Here is a 21,477-nt window from a genome sequence, read left to right on the forward strand (position 1 = left end):
TTGAACATGTCTGAACTGGCCGACCTGAACGACATCGCTGTGTTTGTGCGGGTGGCGCAATTCGAAAGCTTTAGCCGTGCTGCACGGGCACTGGGCATGCCCGTCTCGACCGTGAGTCGCAAGGTGACTGTGCTCGAGGAACGTCTTGGCGTGACGCTGCTCCAGCGCACGACCCGCAAGCTCAGCCTGACCGTACAGGGACGGGCCTATTTCGATCAGTGCAGTGAGCCGCTGAGCCATCTCTACGACGCGGAACGCGTGATCACGCAGACGCAAAAGCGGCCCGAAGGTCTCCTGCGTATCTCCGGTCCCGTGATGCTGGAACACGAGGCGTTTTACGCGTTCGTCTCGTCGTTTCTAAAGAATTATCCGGGTATCCAGGTGGATCTTCACTTCACCAATCTTTTCCTGGATCTGATCGCCGACAATATCGACGTCGCGATTCGCTTTGGCGACCTGCAGGACTCGAGCCTCGTTGCGCAACGCGTGGGAAGAAGTGTCCGACACCTCGTTGCTACGCCCGAATTTGTCCGCAGTCACGATCTGCCCTCGCGGCCCGAAGACATTGGTCACCTGCCCTGCGTGCTGATCAATGCGCGAAACAACGAGACGGAATGGCATCTGGTCAATGGCCGGAAGTCGGTCAAGGTTCACGTGACGGGCCCCGTAGCCGCGCGCGATTTTCACATCGTCAGCGCGTTTGCGCTCCGCGGGCACGGTATCGCATTGCTTCCGTCCAGCTATTGCGAAGCGCATATCGCCAGCGGCGAACTGGTGCGTATCTTGCCGGAATGGTCGTCACCGGAAATATTGGTGCATGCCGTCTATCCGACACGCCGCTTCATGCCGTCGAAGTTAAAAGCGTTTCTCGATGAACTCAAGGCCTGGGAAGGCCCGCTTTGGCTTGCCCTGCAATGAAGCGTTGTGCGGCACAAGAGGCACCGGTTGCCCGATGGCATTCGGCCGCACGTTTTAGTTTTCACGAGGCAATAGCCGGCACGCCCCACCGCCGGCAACGCGATGCGGCACGCGCGCGACGCCTCCGGCCGTCCGGCAGGCTGTCGCCTTTAAACCGGAAAATCCGTGGATTGCGATAGCGCGCTCCACGTTTGCGTTTCCGTCGTCACGTAAGCATTCTTTTCTGCAATCGCCTTTAGCGTGTCGGTACCGAGCGGCAGGCGCAGCGGCGGCGTTTGAGTATCGACCAGCGTAACGACCGCCGTTGCCAGCCTCTGCGGATCGCCAGGCTGGTTGTGATTGATGTCGACCGCAAGGCGGCGCAGCGTGCCCGACGTCCCTTCGTAATCGTCGATGATTTCCTTGCCGACGACGAGCGACGACGCATCCAGGAAGTCAGTGCGGAAGAAGCCGGGCTCGATGAGCGTCGCGTGAATTCCAAGCGGCTTCAACTCAGCGTGAAGCGCCTCCGTGATGCCTTCGACGGCGAACTTCGTCGAACTGTACACGCCAACCCCTGCCGCCGCCTGATAACCGACGATCGACGAAATGTTGATCACGTGACCCGAGCGCTGCTCACGCATCACGGGCAGCACGGCGCGCGTCACGTTCAGCAAACCAAAGACGTTGGTGTCGTAAATCCGGCGTACATCCGCGTCGCTCGACTCTTCGACGGCGGCGAGCAGCCCAAAGCCGGCGTTGTTGATCAGGACATCGATGCGCCCGAACCGCTCCACAGCGGCTTTGACGGCCGCTTTGGCTTGTGCCTCGTCGGTCACATCCAGTGCGATCGACAGCACGGCCGGCGACTCTCCGAGCCGCTCGGCAATCCCGGCGGCGTTGCGACCGGTGGCGACCACGGCATTGCCATCGGCGATGGCTGCTTTGGCCATCAGCACGCCCAGACCACGCGAAGCACCTGTGATGAACCAGACACGCTTGAACTCTTGCTTCGTAACGTTGCTCATGTTCCTGCTCCTACATTCGTAGTGAAAGTGAAAACGAATTGCGCGGAGAGGAGTGTCTTACTGAACGAGACCTTTGATTAGCGTGGAATGTATGGAATGTCTTTTCCATGGATGAAAAAATCTGCGCCAAGGTGGCCGGCGGACTGACGCTTTACGCGCTCGACATAGCCTGACCGTTAGCCCGAGCCGGCTTCTTCCAGCAACCACGCCTTGAACGCCTGCACCGGGGCATGCTGCTCAAATGGATTGACGAGACGCCCCTCCGCCAGATCGCGCGACGAGCGTAGTCTTGCCTGGCGCGACGCCGTGGCCGGAGATGGCCGTCTGAATCGCCATTGTCGAGTCGTTCGACTGCCGGCCACGATCCGTTTCTATCGAATCACGGTAGCCGGCGTGCAGTGGCCGCGAGCGCCATGTTGGGAGGACACCGAAGCGGCTCAGGACCCGGGTTTCTCCGCTGCGATCAGAGCGGTTTCGAGACTCGTGAATTCAACGCCGCTCACCGTGCCGTCGCCGTTGGTGTCCGCCAGTTTCATCAGCGTTTGCGACGTCGCACTATTTGGCGTGCTAGCCGTGCCCGCCATTGCGCTCAGTAACTCAGCATGCGACACCGGACTACCGTCGCCGCCGTCGAGCGCGGTGAAAAGCGGGTCGGCTTCGGCTTTGCTGCCGCCGAACTGCGTCACGACGGACTCGAGGGTCGACTGCGAAATAAAGCCGTCAGCCTTCCCATTCGCCCCCGTCGGGGGAGTGATCGGGGCAAAGCCCTTTAGCGCCTGGGTAATCTGCTGACCGTAATCGGTAGCAGACTCGCCGGACGAGAACGACGGCAGCTTCAGTCCCGCGAGGCTGCTTTCTGTCACGGTTATGCCCGCGGCGTTGAACTTGGCTATCACCTGCGCTTCGTTGCTGAGTATGACCTGCGTCGATGACACATACGGAGACGCTGGCGAGGTCGCCGACGCGCTGGATGCCCCTGCACCGGCACCGCCGTTCGATTGCGAAGCATCTGACGAGGACGATTGTGCCTGCGATTGCGATTGCGGCAGAGTTGCCGCGTAATGGTTCATGAGCGTTGGAATCGACATATTAGTTATCCATAGAGGTCCGGATGTCCTGCACCCGGGAGTCAGCGAAATTACCAAGCAGATTTACGACCGCAGGAGATAAAAATGAAGGTCACCCATACCAATGTATGAGTCGCTGGATCGACGCTTGCCGAGACTCTACGGAATTCGCTTGATGTCTTACGAGGTGTGGAGAGGCAGTCTTGTGTTCAACGCTTCAGATTCCGGAGCATGGGCCTTGCATTCACGACGGGTATCGAAGTCGAGCGACTCCGAGGCGTGCATGAAGCTCAGCGTCGTGACGAAGTGCCGAACCTATACGAACGTATATAAAACGATGCAAGGCGACTTGACTGCCATGGGTCACGCCGCCGTCTGCAGCGGCTGAACCTCGACGGTGACATGAGACAGTCCCTCGAAGCGCGCGAGCACAGCATGATAGAAGCGCGAGTCTCGCTGCGTTTCGTCTGTTGCCACCGATAACACCGCACTCATGTGGCCGGGCCCCACCCGCCACACGTGCAGATCGATAACCTTGTCGCCGCGATCCTCGATAGCGTGACGCACATTCGCCGCCATACGCTGGTCGGGGTTCACGTCGAGCAGGATCGCACCCGTGTCGCGCATCAGGCCGTAAGACCAGTTTGCAATCACCAGAGCGCCGATGACGCCGGCAAGCGGGTCCATCCACACCCAGCCAAATGCGCGTGCCAGTACAAGGCCGACGATCGCCAGGACCGATACGGCCGCATCCGCCATCACGTGGATGTAGGCCGCTCTGATGTTGTGGTCGCGCGTCGCCGCTTCATGCGCGTCGTCGTGATGTTCATGTTCGTCGAATTCGACTTCGTGGGCATGCTCGTCATGACCATGGCCATGATCGTGACTATGCCCGTGATCGCCGCCGCCCAGCAGCCACACGCTCGCCAGATTGACAAGCAAACCAACAATCGCGATGGGAATGGCTTCACCAAAATGAATGGGTACCGGTGACAGAAAGCGCGACACCGCTTCGTAGCCAATCAGCACGGCGATCATCGCGAGCACGATGGCACTCGTGAATCCTGCAAGGTCACCCAGTTTGCCGGTACCGAACACGAAGCGGGAGTCGCTGGCGTGTTTGCGCGCGTAGGTGTACGCGAGCGCGGCAATCAGCATTGCGCCGGCATGCGTCGACATATGCAGCCCATCTGCGACGAGCGCCAACGAACCGAACATGCTGCCCCCGGCGATTTCAACAAGCATCATCGCGCTGCATAGTGCAATCACGGCCCATGTCTTGCGTTCGTTCTGTTCGTGACCCACACCCAGAAAGATGTGGTCATGTCCTGCGCCGAACGCGGCGTCCTTGAAATCGCTCATCTTGATCTTTACTTGAAATAACTGTGTACAACTTCGATGAGTTGCTCCGTCGCGCTGGCGTCACTCCCTTCGCCCGTTTCCGCGTCGACAAGGTGGTTCCTGATGTGATCTTCCAGCACGACCGCAAGCAGACCGTTCATCGCTCCGCGACAACTTGTGATCCGTTGCAGCACGTCCGAGCAGCCGTGCTCTTCTTCGAGCGCCCGCTCGATGGCTTCGACCTGCCCCTTGATGCGGCGGACCCTGTTGAGGAGCTTCTGTTTTTCGTGGATCGTGTGACTCAATGTGCGCCTCCAAAATACCCCAGTGGGGTATGTAACAGACGCGAGTATAGCATAGGGGGTGGGGGTATACATCGTGGCCGCAAACTTTACCCCTCTATGGAACCAAAGCGCGCTCCATCTCGACTTCCGCCCGTAGATTATCGATATCGCGATAGATCGACGCTACCGCGAGTACACGGCCGTCCCGCTTGTATCGAAGCACGCAATCGCGTCCTTCGATACTGCCGTCAACCGAGATTTCGTCCCAACTCTCCGCATGCCCGACATAGTTGATCGGCACATCGTAGTGTTGGCTCCAGAAGAACGGCACGGCGTCGAATCGCTCACGTCCGCCAAGCAGGTTGACTGCTGCCGTTTGTCCCTGGCGTTGCGCGACCACCCAATGTTCCACGCGAATATCCGTGCCGCTAAGCGGATCAGGCCAGCGAGCGATGTCGCCGGCAGCGAAAACATCTGGCGCGCTTGTCTGCAGGTAAGCATCCACCTTCACGCCGCGGTCCATCGCAAGGCCGGCTTGCTCGGCCAGTGCCAGCCGTGGTCGCACACCGGCGCCCACCACCACCAGATCGGCCTCCACGTTGCCGCCTTCTATCAGCGACACCCGTTGCGCGTCGATCGCAGTGACGGTGCGCTCCAGATGAAAAACCACGCCGTTTTCCTCGTGCAAGCGCTGCAAGAACTCGCCCATCTCCGGCCCCAGCAAACGTTCCATCGGACGCCGCTCCGGTCCCACGACATGAACTTCCAGTCCGCGCGTACGCAATGACGCCGCCACTTCCAGTCCAATGAAGCTCGCCCCGACCACGACAACCCGCCGCGCGGTTGCGGCGCGGGCGACGATTGCGCGACAGTCGGCCAGCGTGCGAAGCGTATGCACATGAGGTAAATCCATGCCTGGAATCGGCAAACGAACAGCGTCGGCTCCAGTGGCCAGCAGTAAGCGATCGTAGGGCAACCGGTTCCCATCCGCGAGTTCTACTTCGCGCGAGGCGATGTGAAGGCGCGCAACGCGGGTTTTCACCCGCAAATCAATGTGTTGATCGGGGTAGAAATCGTTATCGCGAAGCCACAGCCACTCCTCAGGCGCAGATCCGGCCAGGAAATCTTTCGAGAGGTTTGGCCGGTCTACGGGCGCGGCCTCATCGTCGCTGAGCATCGTGAGACTGCCTGTATATCCGAGCCGCCGTAGCCGCTCAGCCGCCGCCACGCCCGCGGCCCCCGCGCCGACGATGACAATCGTCTGCGGCTCGCCGACCGGTGCACTCGTGCGATGGGCGGGTGGAGACAGTTTCTTTAGTACGACGATCCTGTCGCCCTGGATCTCCGTGGACCAGCACGCAACAGGACTCAGCGCCGGGGCGCGTAACGCCTCCCCCGTGCGTAAGCTGAAGCAGGCGTGATGCCATGGGCACCGAACCGAGTCGCCAACGATCAACCCGTCAGCGAGCGGCGCGTGATAGTGAGGACAGGCCGCGTCAATGGCAAAGAATTCATTCCCTACCCGCGCAACCAGCACCGCATCATCACCGACATGACCGGCCAGCATACCGGCCTCCCCGAGCGACTCGATGGGCACACCACGGGTCAGATCGGGACCCTTCTCAATGAGTGAACCACTGCTCATGCCAGCCTCCACGCATGCGCGTCCCACGTTGCAATGGTCAAATGACCGCCCGGCTCAATTATCTGATTCTAGATCTGGCTAGCCGTACTAGCGACTTTTCAACGAATCGAGCGGCTGACTGGCTGGGCGACCCGTCAAAGCTAGTCTGGCGTCGTGGCGTGAATTGCCTTTATCACCTCGTCGGTAAACCTGGGATCCCCCACCTGCAAATCCGCCGACAATCTTACGGTGACCTCCTGGAGCACCCAGCCGTTGCCGTCGGGATCGCTGAACGACGCATACGACGCGTAACTTTTTCGCTGTGGATTGAGACCGGCGACGACGCCCGTCCCATCAGCATGGTGGAACACACCGCCCGGGTCATGAAACGGCGCGCTGATTTCGATGCCACGCCTCAACAGCTCGTTGCGGGCCGCATCCAGGTCGGAGACCACCAGATGAAGTCCTTGAGTCGAGCCGCGCGCGGCCGCAGTCATGTTCGTCCCGAACATGATCGAGCATCCGGACCCGGGCGGCGTGAACTGGACCACGCGGTAGCCCTCGCCCTTGAAGTCGATGTCGAGACGCCAACCCAACGTCTGATAAAAGCGCTTTGCACGATCCACGTCCGAGACAGGGATGATGACTATCTCAAGCGGCATGTCGAACGTCAGAGGGCCGAAATTCTTCACCGCCTGATCATGTTGCTTCGCAAGGCTGTCCATATGTGATTTCCCAGATGTATTGTCGACCCATTTCCCGTTTCACTACTTCGTAAAGCTGGATGTAAGCTAGGCAATTTCATGGGAAAAAAACAGACCATCTGACGACACAATTTGATGCATTAATTCCTGACGAAGACCCACTTGCTCGGTATTGCCTTACGGGGACGCCATGTCGAATGCCGAATATCGAATGGCAACCCCGTTCCGTACGCAGTGAGCAAAGCATCCATTCAAACGGCAATCTTGCGTTTGGCGCCAATGGGCAATTCAGGCGCATCACGATCGGACTGCGGCGAAGCCCCAGGCCGGCGATGCACATCGTGCGTCACGAAACCCAGCTCGCGGCTCGGCACCTCGAACCATTCCCGATGCGCGAATGAATCGCGGATGTCTTCAAGTCCGCTTTCCCAATGCTCGTGCATCGTGTCGACGCTGAATTCGTAGTCCTTGTAATGCCCTTCATACGGCTTGTTCTTGTAGATCAGATGCACCACATTGACAGCGCCGCCATCGGCTGCTTCGTCAGCGAGCCGGAACAGCGGGTCGCTCTCGCGCAGATCGCAAGGCACACGTGCGAGTAATTCCTTGATCAGTCGTGCGCCTTTCTGACGATCCGCCAGCATGCTGGTGACGGCCCGCGTACGGCTCGAATACTGAATGTCCTTGGCACGCGCGGACACCTCCAGAAAATCTCCCGGCGCATGCCCCCTGCGCTCCAGAGATCGACCTGGAACACTAGCGCGTCCCTCTGATCGGCGTCGCGCAGCACTTCGGTCAGCGGCGTATTGGACACGAGACCACCGTCCCAGTAGTACTCGCCGTCGATCTCGACCGCCGGAAACCCGGGCGGCAACGCGCCCGAGGCCATGAAATGCTCCGGCCGCAGACGCATCTTCGTGTTATCGAAGTAGACGAGGTTGCCGCTCTGCACGTTCACCGCTCCCACCGACACGCGGATGTCTCCATCGTTGATGCGATCGAAATCGGCAAACTGCAGCAGCGTTTCCTTCAGCACGGCCGTGTCGTAGTAGCTGACCACGTCGGGGCTTTGCTTGCCGAATCCTGCCATCGGCAAGGGCAACGGCCTACGCGGCGAGAAGAAGCCCGGCTGACCCTCGGTCAGCGCGAGGCCCGCTGCCCACAGGCTGGCCCACTTGCGCGACGCTTCCTGCATGCCGAGTGCAGGAAGCATCCACGCACCCATTCCGCCAATCAGGTCGCGCGGACGGCAGATCGTGTTCCAGAAGCCGCGTAACGCTGCCACGCGATTTTCCGGTGCATTCCCGGCGATGATGGCGGTGTTCAATGCGCCGATCGAGACGCCCGCAATCCAGTTCGGTTGCACGCCCGCCTCGACGAGCCCTTCATAGACGCCGGCCTGATAAGAACCCAGCGCGCCGCCGCCCTGAAGCACGAGGGCAATTTCGTCGTAGCGTGGCAGCACGAACGCATCCGGCTGCCGGTTAGCTCTGCTTGTGCTGCTGCTCATACCTGCCCCCTTATTGCATGGCCCAGCCGTGGCTGACGATGATCGACTGCCCCGTGAGCGCATTCGATTCAAAGCCCGCAAGGAACGCCACCGTATTGGCGACGTCCTCGACCGTGGTGAATTCACCGTCCACGGTTTCCTTGAGCATCACGTTTTTGACGACGTCCTGTTCAGAGAGACCGAGTGCCGCGGCCTGCTCGGGAATCTGCTTGTCGACGAGCGGCGTACGCACGTATCCCGGGCAGACGACGTTCGCAAGCACGCCGCGCGGACCGCCTTCTTTCGCCACCACGCGCGCCAGCCCGAGCAAACCGTGCTTGGCGGTCACATAGGCGGACTTCAGCTTCGACGCCTCGTGCGAATGCACCGAGCCCATGTAAATGATCGAGCCACCGTTGCCGCCCGCCGCGACGATGCTGTCCGCCACCTTCTGTGCGTTCTCGAGATTCAGATCGGCGATCACCACTGCCGCGCCGAGGCTCGCAAGTTTGCGTGCGCACTGCTCGCCAATACCGCTGGCTGCGCCCGTCACGAGCGCGACTTTGTTCTGCAAAGACATGTTGTTCTCCTTGCCTCATCGATTGATCAGGCTCCTGGCATTGCCAGTTGCGGCCACTTCAGTGCTAGCGAGATAGTCGAACGCGACTTCGCCGATATCCAGCGTGAGGTTGGCAATCACATGCCGCGCGCCGACCACACGCTTCACCGGCAGATCGGCGACGGGCGCCAACGCATGCGGATGCAGTTCGAGCGCGGCAGGACCCGACCACGCGCCCAGCACACTCACGTCGCGCAAGTAGAAGCGTACGAGTTCGCACACGCGCGCCGACCCGTCGACGTGCGGAATGACCTTCAACAGATAGTTCGGTGTGTCCGCCAGCTTCTTGCGTTCGGCCTCGATATCGATCGGCACATGCTTGAATCCCATCGTGCCGGTGGCGATGCGTTGCGTGCCGTAGTCGAGCGTGCCGAGCAGCGTGTCATTGCCGTCGACGCTCAAGGTCGGTCTGGCGAGTTTCTTCGGAAAGCCCCAGAGTTCGCGGCCACCGGCGATGGGGCCTTCGTCGTCGAGATACATCGAATGCGTATAGCTACCCAGGCGGCCTTGCGGGTCGCGCACTGCAATGACCTGACCGCTTTCGGTGTACTCACCAAAGCCCGACGAGTCCGGCATACGAATGAATTCGTAGTGCACAAGATTGTTTTCTGGAAGCAGCGGCTCGGGCACGATCGCACGCAGCGCATCACAATCGGTTTCATACGAAATAATGAAGTATTCCCGATTGATGAAACGGTACGGCGGCCGCGGATAAGCGGGGTTATGAACGGGCATCGCAAAGGCATTCTTGCGGATCGAATCGAGGTTCATGTTGAGTCCTTTACAGGTGATCACGCTTGTCGCGTTGAGACAATGCTAGAGGCAATAGGCGCGCGGCAGCAGGCGTAATGTCTCAACACACTGTTAGCAAATTCCAGTTCAATCGACCCATTTATTCCCGGCGGACACAACAGTTTTTCGACCACAACCGTTTACCCCAATGGTTTGTTTGCACACAATCGCTTTAATCATCGCGGTCTTCGTGTCGCGGACGATCAATGCGTAAGCGATGCGAAATACTCGTTGCCAGCAGGAGCTTTTATGCCGAACAAAATTAATCCCCAGGCGTCCCGACGTGGACGATTCCTGAGCATGGCAGCGGCCGCCGCCGCGGTGGTCTCGTTAAGCCGGCTCGCTTTCGCCGATGCCGATGCCGCTGTTACGGACGTCGCCCGCTCGGCTGACAGTCATGCACCACACACAGGTGGTCCGGCTCGTTCATCGAGTCGTTGAAGGGTACCCATCCGACTGCACGCGTTGAAACGACGCCAGATGCTTTCGAGGTTGTAATGCCGTCGGGACCGGACGAGGCCATCCGGTGCTTTTGCATTAGCCATTAAGTGTTGGTGAAACACGAGGACGCCTCTGATGCATCGCATCGCAATGTTCACCGTCGTGCTACTGGTGCTCTCCGTGCGGGCAAGCGTTAGCGCACTCGCGGCAGCCCCCGCACTGGAACAGGCGCCCGACACGATGCAGGCCCGCGTGCAGGGCTGTGCTGCCTGCCACGGTCAACATGGCGAAGGCACGGACAATGACTACTTCCCGCGGCTTGCCGGTAAGCCCAGCGGCTATCTCTACAACCAGCTGATCGCGTTTCGTGACGGACGACGCAAATATCCGCCGATGAATTACCTGCTGGCGTATCTGCCCGATGCGTACCTGCACCAGATCGCCGACTATTTCGCCAGCCAGAATCCGCCTTATCCGCAACCGGGCGTGCCCACGGTGGACGCTGCCATGCTCGAGCACGGCAAAGCGCTGGCGACCGGCGGCGAAGCGGCGCGCGGAGTGCCCGCCTGCGCGAGTTGTCATGGCGCGTCGCTGACCGGCAGGAGCCCGGCGATACCCGGCTTGCTCGGCCTGCACGGCGACTACATCAGCGCGCAACTGGGGGCCTTCCGTTACGGCACACGACACGCGGCGAGCCCCGATTGCATGCACGAGATCGCCACGCGCCTGTCCGACCGCGACATTACCGCGATCTCCGCGTGGCTTGCCTCGCTCCCCGCGCCCACCATCCCGACGCCCGCCGCTGCGGGCTCCTCGACGCTACCGCTTGCCTGCGGCAGCGTCCCCAACTGAGCGAGGCCGTCCATGCACCTCGCGCCCTGTCTACGCATCGAGTCTCGTCGCCTGAAGGTGTTCGGCACGATGGCCGCGCTTGCCACCATGACGTTCAGTGTTCTGATGGGGTCCGGCGTGCCGCGCGTGCAGGCCCAAACCTCGGCAACGCCAGGCAACCACGCCGAGGTGATTGCGCGCGGCGAGTATCTGGCGCGCGCTGGCGACTGCGTCGCCTGCCATACGATTCCCGGCGCCAGCCTCTTCGGAGGCGGCCGCCCGATGGTCACGCCCTTCGGCACGCTCTATACGCCCAACGTTTCCTCCGACAAGGAAACGGGCATCGGCGAATGGAGCGCCGATGAGTTCTACCGGATGCTGCACGAGGGCAAGTCGCGCGACGGCTCGGTGCTCTACCCTGCGATGCCTTACGCGTCATACACGAAAGTCACCCGTGCCGATTCGGATGCGATCTACGCCTACCTGCAATCGACGCCGCCGATTCATCAACCGAATCGCCCGCACGAAATGCGCTTCCCGTATAACCAGCGCAAGCTGCTGCTGGGCTGGCGCACCCTGTTCTTCAGGCAAGGTGAATACAAGCCCGACCCCGCGCAATCCGTCGAATGGAATCGTGGCGCGTATCTGGTCGAAGGGCTGGGGCACTGCACGATGTGCCACACGGCAATCAACGCACTGGGCGGTAATTCGAAGTCCAAAGAATTTCAGGGTGGTCTGATACCGGTGCAGGACTGGTACGCGCCGTCCTTGACGTCGAACAAGGAAGCGGGTCTCGGCGACTGGAGCATTGACGACATCGTCGGTCTGTTGCACGCGGGCGTGTCCAACCGCGGCGCGGTATATGGACCGATGGCCGAGGTCGTCTACGACAGCTTTCAGTACCTCAGCGAGGACGATGTGCGCGCAGTGGCCGTCTACCTCAAGGCGCTGCCGGCTCATTCGGGTGAAGTCGTGACGTCGACGCCGGATGCGGCCGCCACCGAAGCGAAAAACAACCTCTCTCCGCTCGGCCAGAAGATCTACGACGCACAATGCGCGCTGTGCCACGCGAACAGCGGGCAAGGCAAGCCGCCGAACTTCCCGCCACTGGCGAACAATCAGTCGATCCAGATGACCTCCTCCGTCAATCCGATCCGCATGGTGCTCAACGGCGGCTACGCGCCGGGCACGATAAAGAACCCGACACCTTACGGAATGCCGCCGTTCGCACAGTTGCTCTCGGACGTCGAGATCGCCGCCGTCGTCACCTATATCCGTACCGCCTGGGGCAATCACGGCACGCCTGTCTCCGTGCAGGAAGTCAACATGCTGCGCTCGGCGCCGATCTTCTGAGGCCGCCATGATGAATTCCCCCGTCCCTGAAGACCCGAACGATTCGAACGACCCGGCGCGGCATGCGCAAGCCGAGCGCGTGGATGAAATCGTGCGGCGCGGTCCGCGCGGCGCGATCACTGTCGCCGGCATTGCGACCGCTATCGTGATCGCACTCTGGTACGCGTTCTACTTCCTTGTGTTCCTACCGCGCGGCGTCATCCAATAACCCAGGAAAACGCGTCCCATGTCGAACTCCACCGTCCCCGATCCGCATGGCTCGGAAGTCGTCGCCGCCCGCATCGAGCAGCGCTGGGCGTTGCTAGCGGTGCTGCTGATGGCGAGCACGATTGCGGTCGTGATTTACACCGGGCTGCACTGGTCGATGATGCCGCCTTCGCGCGTCGAGACGATTAGGCCCGAGACGCTCAACATTTCGGGCGAGTTCGTCGAAAGCAACCTGGGCAGCCAGCTGGAATCCGACGGCTCGGTCACGGTGCGCGTGCTCGCCCAGCAGTATTCGTTCACCCCGCAATGTCTCCTCGTGCCGGCTGGGGTGCCCATCACGTTTCGCGCAACGAGCGCCGACGTCGTGCATGGATTTCTTATTACACGGACCAACATCAACACGATGGTCGAGCCTGGCTATATCTCCACGTTCCGCACCACCTTCGCGTCGCCCGGGGATCACCTGATGCCGTGCCACGAATATTGCGGCACCGGCCACCAGGGGATGTGGGCGCACGTGAAGGTCATTGACCGGGCCGCGTTCACGCAACTGGCCGCCACCTCGCGGAGGCTCAGTTGTGTTAAATAACCGGCGACTCGTTCTCTCGCATTTCTGGCTGGCATTCGGCGTGTTCGGGCTCGCCCTGTTGCTCGGCGCCTGGCAGATGTATGTGCGAAGTCCGCTGCACCCGTGGCTGCGGGACCCCGAGATCTATTACCGTTCCGTGACCGAGCATGGCACTGTGATGGGTTACGTGTTTCCGACGCTCGTGGCGATGGGCTTCGGTTATGCCGTGGCCGAACTCTCGCTCAAGCGCGCGCTGGTGGGTGTGAACTGGGCCTGGCTCGGCTTCGCACTGGTGGCGGTGGGCGCGGTGATGGCGTCGATCACGGTGGCGCTGGGGCTCGCCTCGGTGCTCTATTCGTTCTATCCGCCGATGGTCGGCAATGTGTTCTATTACCTCGGCCTCGTGCTGGTGGTGGTGGGTTCGTGGATCTGGGTGGCGTTGATGTCCGTGAACCTCGCCGTCTGGAAGCGCGAAAATCCCGGCAAACCCGTGCCGCTGCCGATGTTCGCAAGCGTCGCAGGAGCCTACCTGTGGGGCTGGACCGCCGTCGGCGCGGCGATCGAAATCATCTTCCAGATTCTGCCCGCGGCGTTCGGCTGGCGCACCACGATCGATGCGGGGTTGGCCCGGGTGTTTTTCTCGTGGACGCTGCACGCGATCGTCTACTTCTGGCTCATGCCGGCCTACATCGCGTATTACACGATCGTGCCGCGTGCGATTGGCGGAAGGCTCTATAGCGACGTCATGGCCCGCATTTCGTTCATCCTCTTCCTCGTCGTGGCGATGCCGATCGGGATGCACCACCTGTTTGCCGATCCGCACGTGGGTTCGGGATTCAAAGTCGTGCAGTCGGTATTCACGGCGCTCGTCGCGGTACCGACACTGCTTACCGTGTTCACGATCTGCGCGTCGGTGGAAATTGCCGCGCGCCTGCGCGGCGGCAAAGGCGCATTCGGCTGGCTCGGTGCACTGCCCTGGGACAATCCGCAGATGCTGGCGCTCGTCCTCTCGTTTGTCATGCTGGGTTTCGGCGGCGCAGGCGGGCTCATCAACATGAGCTATCAGCTCGACGAGACGATTCACAACACGCAGTGGATTACCGGCCACTTCCACCTGATCTACGCCGGCGCGATCGTCATCATGTACTTCGCGATTGCCTACGATCTGTGGCCGCAGATCACGGGCCGCGTCATGAACAACTGGAAGCTGATGCGTCTGCAACTGTGGCTGTGGTTCATCGGCATGATCCTGCTGACGTTCCCATGGCATTGGGTTGGCATCCTCGGCATGCCACGGCGCATGGCCTACTACGACTACACGGACCCGGAGCTTGCGGGGATGGCGCTGCCGGTCGTGTTATCGGCGATCGGCGGTTTTATCCTCGTGGCGTCGGCGATCGTGTTCTTCGTCGTGCTGTTCCGGGCGCATTTCAGTGATGCCTGCGCGCCCGAGGAGTACCGCTTCAGCACGGCGGTGCACGAGCCGCGCACGCTGCCCGTGGCGCTGAACGGGTTCGCGCTATGGCTCACGCTGATGGTCGCGCTGACGGTGATGAATTACGGTTACCCCATCGCGCAGCTGATCGCGAGCAACAACACGGTGCCCGTGATCCCGATAGGAGTCCGGCCATGAGCGAGGAACGCCTGTTTACGTGGCGCAATCCATGGTTCCGCGCGAGCGTTGGAGGCACCGTCGTGGTGTTCGTGTTCTCCGTGGCGGTCGGGTTCATCTGGCTCCCTTCGGCGCAAGGCGACGCGCAGTTCAAGGGCCTCTGGAACGCCATCTGCAGCGCTGCCGGCGTGCCGCAACACTGGCTCGCCAATGACGCGCCTGTCGCGCCTCAGGTGCAGTTGAGCAAAGTGGCGCTTACCCCGCAACTGCTGGACGGTGCGACGTCGCTCTCGATCGGACGCGGTGCAACGCTCGCTTTGCGCTGCACGATGTGTCACGGCGAACGCGGTTTCAGCGGTGCGAACTCGCCAAACCTTGCTGGACAGCACGCGCTCGTGATCTACAAGCAATTGCAGGACTTCCAGAGCGGAGCACGCCAGAACGCGGTGATGTCGCCGATGGCGGCGAACCTGAGCGAGCAGGACATGCGCGATCTCGCCGCGTATTACGCGTCGCTGCCGGCGCGGCGGCCGCAAGGGCTCGATCTGGCCAACACGCCCGCCATCGTCGTGCACGGCGCGCCGCTACGCAACATTCCGGCGTGCGCGGTGTGCCACGGCGGAATCGACACCAAGGCGGGCAGTCCGTGGCTCGATGGCTTGCCGGCGGCGTATACGCAGGCTCAGTTGCGCGCGTTCGCCTCCGGTACGCGGCATAACGATATCTCCGGACAGATGCGCAACATCGCGCAGAACATGACCCCTACGGAAATGGCCGAAGCGGCATCCTGGTACGCCAGTCTCGCGCGTTGATGCGATGGCGGGCGCCGCATCACATCGAAACGGTCAGATGCGCGGGCACGGTGAATTGAACGACCGCGCCGCGCGGCAGGTTCGCACTCGCCCATAGCCGGCCGCCGTGCGCGTCGATGATCGAATGGCAGATCGACAGCCCCATCCCCAGACCCGTGGGCTTGGTGGTGTAGAACGGCGTGAAAACCTGCTCGACGGTCTGCGGCGCAAAGCCCGGCCCCGAATCGCGCACGCTGACGAGCACGTGACCGGAGTCGGTGGTCCCGGTACTGATGAGCAGTTCCCGTACGCCATCGCTCACGCTGCTCATCGCCTCGAGCGCGTTGATGACGAGATTGAGGAGAACCTGTTGCATTTCGACCCGGTCTCCTTCGATGAACGGCAATCCTTCCGCCAGGTGCGTCTGCACCGAGGCGCCGCTCTTCATCGCTTCGCCTTGCGTGAGCACGAGCACCTCGCGGATCGCCGCGCCCATGTCCACCGGTTCCTTCTGGCGTGGCGCCTTCCTGATGAGCTCGCGAATCCGGCCGATCACGTTGCCGGCCCGATTGCCGTCGTAGACGATCCGGTCGAGTATCTGCCGCACCTCCGTCATCTCCGGAGGTCGGGCGTTCAGCCAGCGCAACGCCGCATGCGCGTTCGCGACCGTGGCGGTGATCGGCTGGTTGATCTCATGAGCGATCGAGGCGGCGAGCTGGCCCATTGTCGAGACGCGGTTGGCGTGCGCCAGTTCCGCCTGCACTTCGCGGTAGCGCAATTCACTCTGACGGGCTTGCTTCTCGGCCCGCTTGCGCTCGCTCAGATCGAGCACGAACGCGACACCTTCCTTACGGCTGGCTTCGGCAGTCGCGAGGCCCATGATGACGGGCACGCGGCTGCCATCCTTTCTGAAGTACTCCTTTTCGTAGGCTTGAGCCTGTCCCGTCTGCAACGTCATCGCCAAAGCCTGTTCGCTGACGTGACGCCATTCCGGTGGCGTCAGATCGGTCCACCGTACACCACCTGAGACAAGATCCTTGCGCTCGTAACCCACCATGCGAAGAAAGGCGTCATTGGCCTCGAGAATGACGCCTGTGGCATTCCAGACCAGAATGCCGATGATATTGGCGTCCACCAGACGCCGCACCTTCGCTTCGCGTTCCGCAAGATCGCGGTAGAGCCGCGCATTCTCCAGCGAGATCGCCGCCTGCGACGCCACCAGCTTCAGCACGGCGATTCGGGTCGGACTGAACACGCGGGCAGTCAGACTGTTTTCGAGGTAGAGCGCGCCGGTGAGCTTTGCGTGATTCATCAGCGGCAGGCACAGGATCGAGCGGGCCCGCTGCTGACTGATGTACGGATCGGCGGCAAACGCGGAGTCGGCTGCGGCATCGTCGAGAATGACGCTCTCGCGGGTACGCATGACGTGGTAGAGAATCGACTCCGGCAGCATCGCCGCGCTCACCGGCACATCGCGCAACTGCAACCGGGTCGTGTCGGCGCCGGTTGTCGCTTCCGCTGCGATCCGCGGCTCGGCATCGTCCGACAGAATCAGCAGGCCGCGTTCAGCGCCGGCCTGTTCGATGGCGGTGAGCATGACCATATCGACCAGCTTGTCCAGCACGATCTCGCCTGAAGCGGCCTGCGACACCTTGAGCACGGTCGCGAGGTCGAGGTGTTCAACCGGTGTGGCGATCGTGGCGGTGGGCAGAGGCGCGGGCTCCTCCGTCCTCAGGTACGGATAGCGCTCCTCGAGTTGGCGCACCTTGCCGTCGGCGCGCCAACGCAGGTAGCCGTAGCGGGCATCCTTCAGATAGACACGGGCAATTTTCTCGAGGCCGCGCGCCGCGTAAAAGCGCGATGCGAGTTCGTTGGCAAGCGCCTCGTTATGCACAAAGCCGTTTTCCTGTGCCGCGCGGATCGCCTGCTCGTAAAGCAGCTCGGCATCGACGGCACGGCCTTCCATACGGGCGATCTCGGCGCCGACCAACGCGGTGCGGTCCGCGAAATTCTCCGGGCAGTTGCCTGCCCAGATCTGCAGTTGCCGGTGATGCACAGTCACGGCGGCGAGGTGCTGCGCGCGCTCGCCGGCTGGCATGGAGGCGTAGCATGCGGCCAGGGTCAATGCGCCAAAAAAATGGTATTCGGCTTCCTCGTAGAACGAAGATGAGGTCCAGAGCAGTTGACGTGCCTTCGCTGCGGCGTCCACGGCGGCGGCATAGTCGCCAGCCAGATAGCGCGCCTGCAATTTGCGGATCCAGTAGCAGCACATCGGCACCGCCAGGGCCCCATTACCAGACAAATGGGATTCGATGCGCTGCTCGCTAAATTGCCCGTCATCGAAGCAGCCGAAGATCGGCGTCAGGCCTCGCAGCATCCGGATGAAAGCGAGTTGCGTGACGATGAAGTCAATGACCAGACCGAACCCCACTTTTTCGACGTAGGCGAGGCCGTATTCGGCTTCGGCTTGTACCTCGGGCAGCGCCTCACCGGCGAACAGCAGGTCAGAGTTGAGGCTATTACGCGCATAAGCCCCGTACGGTATGTCGCCAAGCCGATTCGCTGCTGCAAACGCGCGGCGCAGCAGATCGCGGCAGGTCCGTACGTGTTTCGACCAGCGCACGACGAAGATCGAGAAGCACACCAGCGTCTTTGCCTCGAAGCGGTTGCCCCTGCGTCGTTCCACGAGATCGTAACCGAGCTGCCCGAAGCGAAATCCTGGCGGGTAGTCGCCGAAACGCGGTCCGGCGACCCGGCTGAGCAGGACGTAGGCGAAACACGATGCATCGCAGTTGCCGCGTTCGAGACTCAGATTGACCGCCTTGCAACTCATCAGCGAAACCAGGTTTCCATCCGTCTGCAGGGCTGGCGCAAAGAGCTTGCTCAGCACCTCGGCGGTTGCAAGTGACGCCTCGTCCTCCATGGGCGGCAAATTGATCAGCGTTTCGATGCTCCTGCCCGCCAGTTGCGAGCCAATCCGTTCGTATTCGCTTCGCACCGCCTCGTCGTGCGGATGGGGTGACCATTCAATCCCGACATGCCGCAGATAGTCGAGACACACCGCGACCGCGCGATCGCTGTGATCGAGGGTCGTGCAGACATCCGTGTGCAGGCACGCGACGCTGGCCTGCTCGACCGTTGTCATGGCGCACTTCGACAGGGACACGAGGCGCGCGTCGGCGACCGCGAGTCGGCCAGTCAAAAATTCGCAGGCGGCCCGATTCAGTTCCAGCGCGAAGCTCAGCTCATGCTGGCGTTCCCAGCAAGCGTCGTCCAATAGTTCGGCACCGGCGACGAGATAGGTCAACGCGGAGGCATGCGCCGACGACGCCCTGGCACGCTGACCGGCAAGTAGGTTGAACGCGGCCAGTTGCTCGCGCTCATCTCCTGACGCGATCAAGGCCGCGCCGCGGTTCAACTGACCGACGATTTCGAATATTGCCTCCTCGCGCTTTTCCGGGGGCGTCTCTTCGGCGAGCAGCCGCCCAATGCGCAGATGGGCCGCGCTGCGCGAGGCGAGCGGGATCAGCGAATAGGCGGCTTCATGAACCCGGTCGTGAGCAAACCTATAAGAGCCATCCAGACGTTCGACCAGTTCGTGGCGAACCGCCTCCCACAACACCGCGTGGGCCTGTGCCTGCGGAATGCCAAGGACCGTCGACAATGTCGTGAGTGCAGCGACGTTGCCAAGACACGCAAGCTGCTGCAACGCCTGCTGCGTCTCTTCCGGCAAGCGGCTCAGCTTGCCGATCATCAGATCCACGACGTTGTCGGTGTAACCCTTGGCGTGGATCCGATGGATATCCCAGCACCACTGTCCCGCGTCATGATCGAAGGGTATGAGTCCTTCTTCGACGAGCGCGTGCAAAAACTGGATCACGAAGAACGGATTGCCGGCGGTCTTGTCATGCACCAGTTGAGCCAACGGCTCGGTGCGTAGCGGCTCGCAGTGAAGCGCTTCCGCGATCAACTGCGCGACATGCGTCCCGGCGAGCGGCGCGAGGGTGATCTCGTTGATCGTGACGCCCGCGCTTTTAATGGCCTGGAGCTTGCCTGTCAGCGGATGCGTGGCGTCGACCTCGTTGTCGCGATAGGCGCCGACCAGCATCAGATACTGCAGGTCCGCGCGGCACAGCAGATCTTCGAGCAGGTCGAGCGTCGCAGCGTCGAGCCACTGCAGATCGTCCAGAAAGAGCGCCAGCGGATGTTCCGCGCGGGCAAATACGCCGATGAAGCGTCGGAATACCTGCAAGAACCGGCGTTGCGCCAGTTGCGGCTCGAGTTCCGGCGCCGGCGCCGGCTCGCCGATGATGAGCTTCAGTTCGGGGATGAGATCGGTCATCAGCCCTGCGTTGCTGTCGAGCGCCTCCAGCAAGGCGTCGCGCCAGCTGGCCAGTTCCGTGTCGCGCTTGCCGAGCAGTGGCCGCACGAGGCTTTGAAAGGCCTGCACCAACGTCGCATAGGGGATATCGCGCTTGTACTGGTCAAACTTGCCGGATGCGAAGAGCCCGCGCTGCGTCACCAGCAACTTCTGCACTTCATTGACGACCGAGGATTTACCGATGCCGGCGTAGCCTGCGACCAGCACCAGTTCCGGCACACCGCTTTCCACGATCCGACCGAATGTGGCGGCCAGTGTGTCGACCTCACGCTCGCGACCATACAACTTCTCGGGAATGAGGAGTCGGTCGGGCGTGTCGTGTTCGCCCAGTGGGAATGGGTCAACGCTGCGCTGGCACCACCAGTCGACGAGGCAATGCACCAGATCGTGCTCGACGCCGGCCGCCGTCTGGTAGCGCTCTTCGGCCGTCTTGGCGAGCAGCTTCATGACGATATCGGAGATCGCAGCAGGCACGCTCTCCACCCGCGTGTTCGGGGGCACCGGCTTTCTCGCGATATGGCAGTGCGCCCATTCCATCGGGACGGTGGCTGTGAACGGCAACGTGCCGGTCAGCATCTGGTAGAGCGTGACGCCGAACGCGTAGAGGTCGCTGCGCGAATCGATCGAGCGATTCATCCGGCCAGTCTGCTCGGGCGCCATGTAGGCGAGCGTGCCGGCGATGGCCTCGGGTGGCTCGGGCGCCTGATGCTCGCGCGGCAGCCGCGAAGCGAGGCCGAATCCGGTGAGCCGTGCCTGGCCGTCGGAGCAGTTCACGAGGATATGCGAGGGCTTGAGATCCTTGTGGACCAGACCGCGCTGATGCAGATGACCCAGCACCGCGGCGACGCCGACGGCGAGCCGCAAAAAATCCTCGATCTCGATGGGCGCCCCGAGCAGACACGCGAGGGGTTCGCCGCCGGGGTCCTCGAGAACCAGCGTGGTGCGGCCGCCTTCGTGGATCAGTTCGAGCGGCTGCACCGCCCACCCACCGACGAGTTCGTCCTTCAGCGCAAACTCGTGAGCGAGCCGGTCAAGACTCGCGGGCAGTGGATGCTCGGCGGCGGGCCGCACGAGCAGGACGTGGTCACCCTCCTCCGCGCGCGACCCTCGACTGAGGATGCGCTCGCCATCGTCCCACAGTATCTCGAGTCTGCTATCCATCAGCGCCGGAACCCCAGGTAGACGATCATCCGCCGTACGCTTTCATCAGGCGGGTGCGCGCCATGGGCTGGACGCGAATTTCGTCCGCACGATGCGGGCACCCTGTGCTCGTTAAAGCGCCTTACAGCACGCCAACGTTGCGCTTGCCAACGCTACAGCCGCGGGCATGGCCTAGCATACACCTCGGTCGCCGGGATGGAGTCCGGCGTCACCGTTAGCTTGGAGATGAAGAGGAAACCCGCATGAGGTCTGATGAAAAGATGAGGATTACGACCCAACGTGGCGCC

Annotated in this window: 17 protein-coding genes and 1 pseudogene; 7 read left to right on the plus strand and 11 right to left on the minus strand. The window is 61.8% G+C overall.

The genetic code is table 11. From position 1 onward, the window contains the following. The first annotated feature begins 6 nt into the window (after window positions 1-6). Entirely contained in the window at window positions 7-918 is a 912-nt protein-coding gene (locus tag P3T43_RS07085) for a LysR family transcriptional regulator (RefSeq protein ID WP_429280347.1), read from the plus strand. A 149-nt stretch (window positions 919-1,067) separates the two neighbouring features. Here P3T43_RS07085 and P3T43_RS07090 read toward each other — a convergent pair whose 3' ends face one another. The 10 genes and pseudogenes from P3T43_RS07090 to P3T43_RS07135 form a co-directional block, all read right to left on the minus strand. Next, window positions 1,068-1,925, minus strand: coding sequence for an oxidoreductase (locus tag P3T43_RS07090; RefSeq protein ID WP_429280348.1), 858 nt, complete (start codon window positions 1,923-1,925; stop codon window positions 1,068-1,070). A gap of 176 nt (window positions 1,926-2,101) precedes the next feature. Beyond that, complete coding sequence (locus P3T43_RS07095; protein WP_429280349.1) at window positions 2,102-2,287, minus strand: hypothetical protein; 186 nt, start codon at window positions 2,285-2,287, stop codon at window positions 2,102-2,104. A 75-nt stretch (window positions 2,288-2,362) separates the two neighbouring features. Beyond that, complete coding sequence (locus P3T43_RS07100) at window positions 2,363-3,013, minus strand: EF-hand domain-containing protein (protein ID WP_429280350.1); 651 nt, start codon at window positions 3,011-3,013, stop codon at window positions 2,363-2,365. A 342-nt stretch (window positions 3,014-3,355) separates the two neighbouring features. Next, complete coding sequence (dmeF, locus tag P3T43_RS07105) at window positions 3,356-4,354, minus strand: CDF family Co(II)/Ni(II) efflux transporter DmeF (protein WP_429280351.1); 999 nt, start codon at window positions 4,352-4,354, stop codon at window positions 3,356-3,358. Between the two features lie 8 nt (window positions 4,355-4,362). Continuing rightward, complete coding sequence (locus P3T43_RS07110; protein WP_429280352.1) at window positions 4,363-4,638, minus strand: metal/formaldehyde-sensitive transcriptional repressor; 276 nt, start codon at window positions 4,636-4,638, stop codon at window positions 4,363-4,365. A 94-nt stretch (window positions 4,639-4,732) separates the two neighbouring features. Then, window positions 4,733-6,262, minus strand: a complete 1,530-nt coding sequence (locus P3T43_RS07115; protein WP_429280353.1) for an FAD-dependent oxidoreductase — start codon at window positions 6,260-6,262, stop codon at window positions 4,733-4,735. A gap of 140 nt (window positions 6,263-6,402) precedes the next feature. Beyond that, window positions 6,403-6,966 (minus strand): VOC family protein, encoded by a 564-nt coding sequence (locus P3T43_RS07120; RefSeq protein WP_429280354.1) that lies wholly within the window; start codon window positions 6,964-6,966, stop codon window positions 6,403-6,405. A gap of 230 nt (window positions 6,967-7,196) precedes the next feature. Further along, window positions 7,197-8,455, minus strand: a pseudogene (locus P3T43_RS07125) (DUF3734 domain-containing protein). Between the two features lie 10 nt (window positions 8,456-8,465). After that, window positions 8,466-9,014, minus strand: a complete 549-nt coding sequence (locus P3T43_RS07130; RefSeq protein WP_429280355.1) for an SDR family oxidoreductase — start codon at window positions 9,012-9,014, stop codon at window positions 8,466-8,468. 15 nt (window positions 9,015-9,029) lie between these two features. Next, entirely contained in the window at window positions 9,030-9,824 is a 795-nt protein-coding gene (locus tag P3T43_RS07135) for an acetoacetate decarboxylase (RefSeq protein ID WP_429280356.1), read from the minus strand. 597 nt (window positions 9,825-10,421) lie between these two features. Between P3T43_RS07135 and P3T43_RS07140 the strand changes: the two genes are divergently transcribed. From P3T43_RS07140 to P3T43_RS07165, 6 genes are all read left to right on the plus strand, one after another. Further along, window positions 10,422-11,138: a c-type cytochrome gene (locus tag P3T43_RS07140; RefSeq protein ID WP_429280357.1), complete on the plus strand. Its 717-nt coding sequence runs from the start codon at window positions 10,422-10,424 to the stop codon at window positions 11,136-11,138. 87 nt (window positions 11,139-11,225) lie between these two features. Next, complete coding sequence (locus P3T43_RS07145) at window positions 11,226-12,470, plus strand: c-type cytochrome (RefSeq protein ID WP_429280505.1); 1,245 nt, start codon at window positions 11,226-11,228, stop codon at window positions 12,468-12,470. A gap of 10 nt (window positions 12,471-12,480) precedes the next feature. Continuing rightward, complete coding sequence (locus P3T43_RS07150; RefSeq protein WP_429280506.1) at window positions 12,481-12,678, plus strand: hypothetical protein; 198 nt, start codon at window positions 12,481-12,483, stop codon at window positions 12,676-12,678. A gap of 18 nt (window positions 12,679-12,696) precedes the next feature. Beyond that, the gene (locus P3T43_RS07155; RefSeq protein ID WP_429280358.1) at window positions 12,697-13,266 is read left to right on the plus strand and encodes a cytochrome C oxidase subunit II; all 570 of its coding nucleotides are present in this window, start codon (window positions 12,697-12,699) and stop codon (window positions 13,264-13,266) included. Next, window positions 13,256-14,878: a b(o/a)3-type cytochrome-c oxidase subunit 1 gene (locus tag P3T43_RS07160; RefSeq protein ID WP_429280359.1), complete on the plus strand. Its 1,623-nt coding sequence runs from the start codon at window positions 13,256-13,258 to the stop codon at window positions 14,876-14,878. Before P3T43_RS07155 ends, P3T43_RS07160 begins: the two co-directional genes overlap by 11 nt. Then, complete coding sequence (locus tag P3T43_RS07165) at window positions 14,875-15,669, plus strand: c-type cytochrome (RefSeq protein ID WP_429280360.1); 795 nt, start codon at window positions 14,875-14,877, stop codon at window positions 15,667-15,669. Before P3T43_RS07160 ends, P3T43_RS07165 begins: the two co-directional genes overlap by 4 nt. A 19-nt stretch (window positions 15,670-15,688) precedes the next feature. Here the strand turns inward: P3T43_RS07165 and P3T43_RS07170 are convergent, their stop codons facing one another. Continuing rightward, the gene (locus P3T43_RS07170; protein WP_429280361.1) at window positions 15,689-21,190 is read right to left on the minus strand and encodes a trifunctional serine/threonine-protein kinase/ATP-binding protein/sensor histidine kinase; all 5,502 of its coding nucleotides are present in this window, start codon (window positions 21,188-21,190) and stop codon (window positions 15,689-15,691) included. Between the last annotated feature and the right edge of the window lie 287 nt (window positions 21,191-21,477).

Source organism: Paraburkholderia sp. GAS41 (assembly GCF_050436545.1).
Lineage (GTDB): Bacteria > Pseudomonadota > Gammaproteobacteria > Burkholderiales > Burkholderiaceae > Paraburkholderia.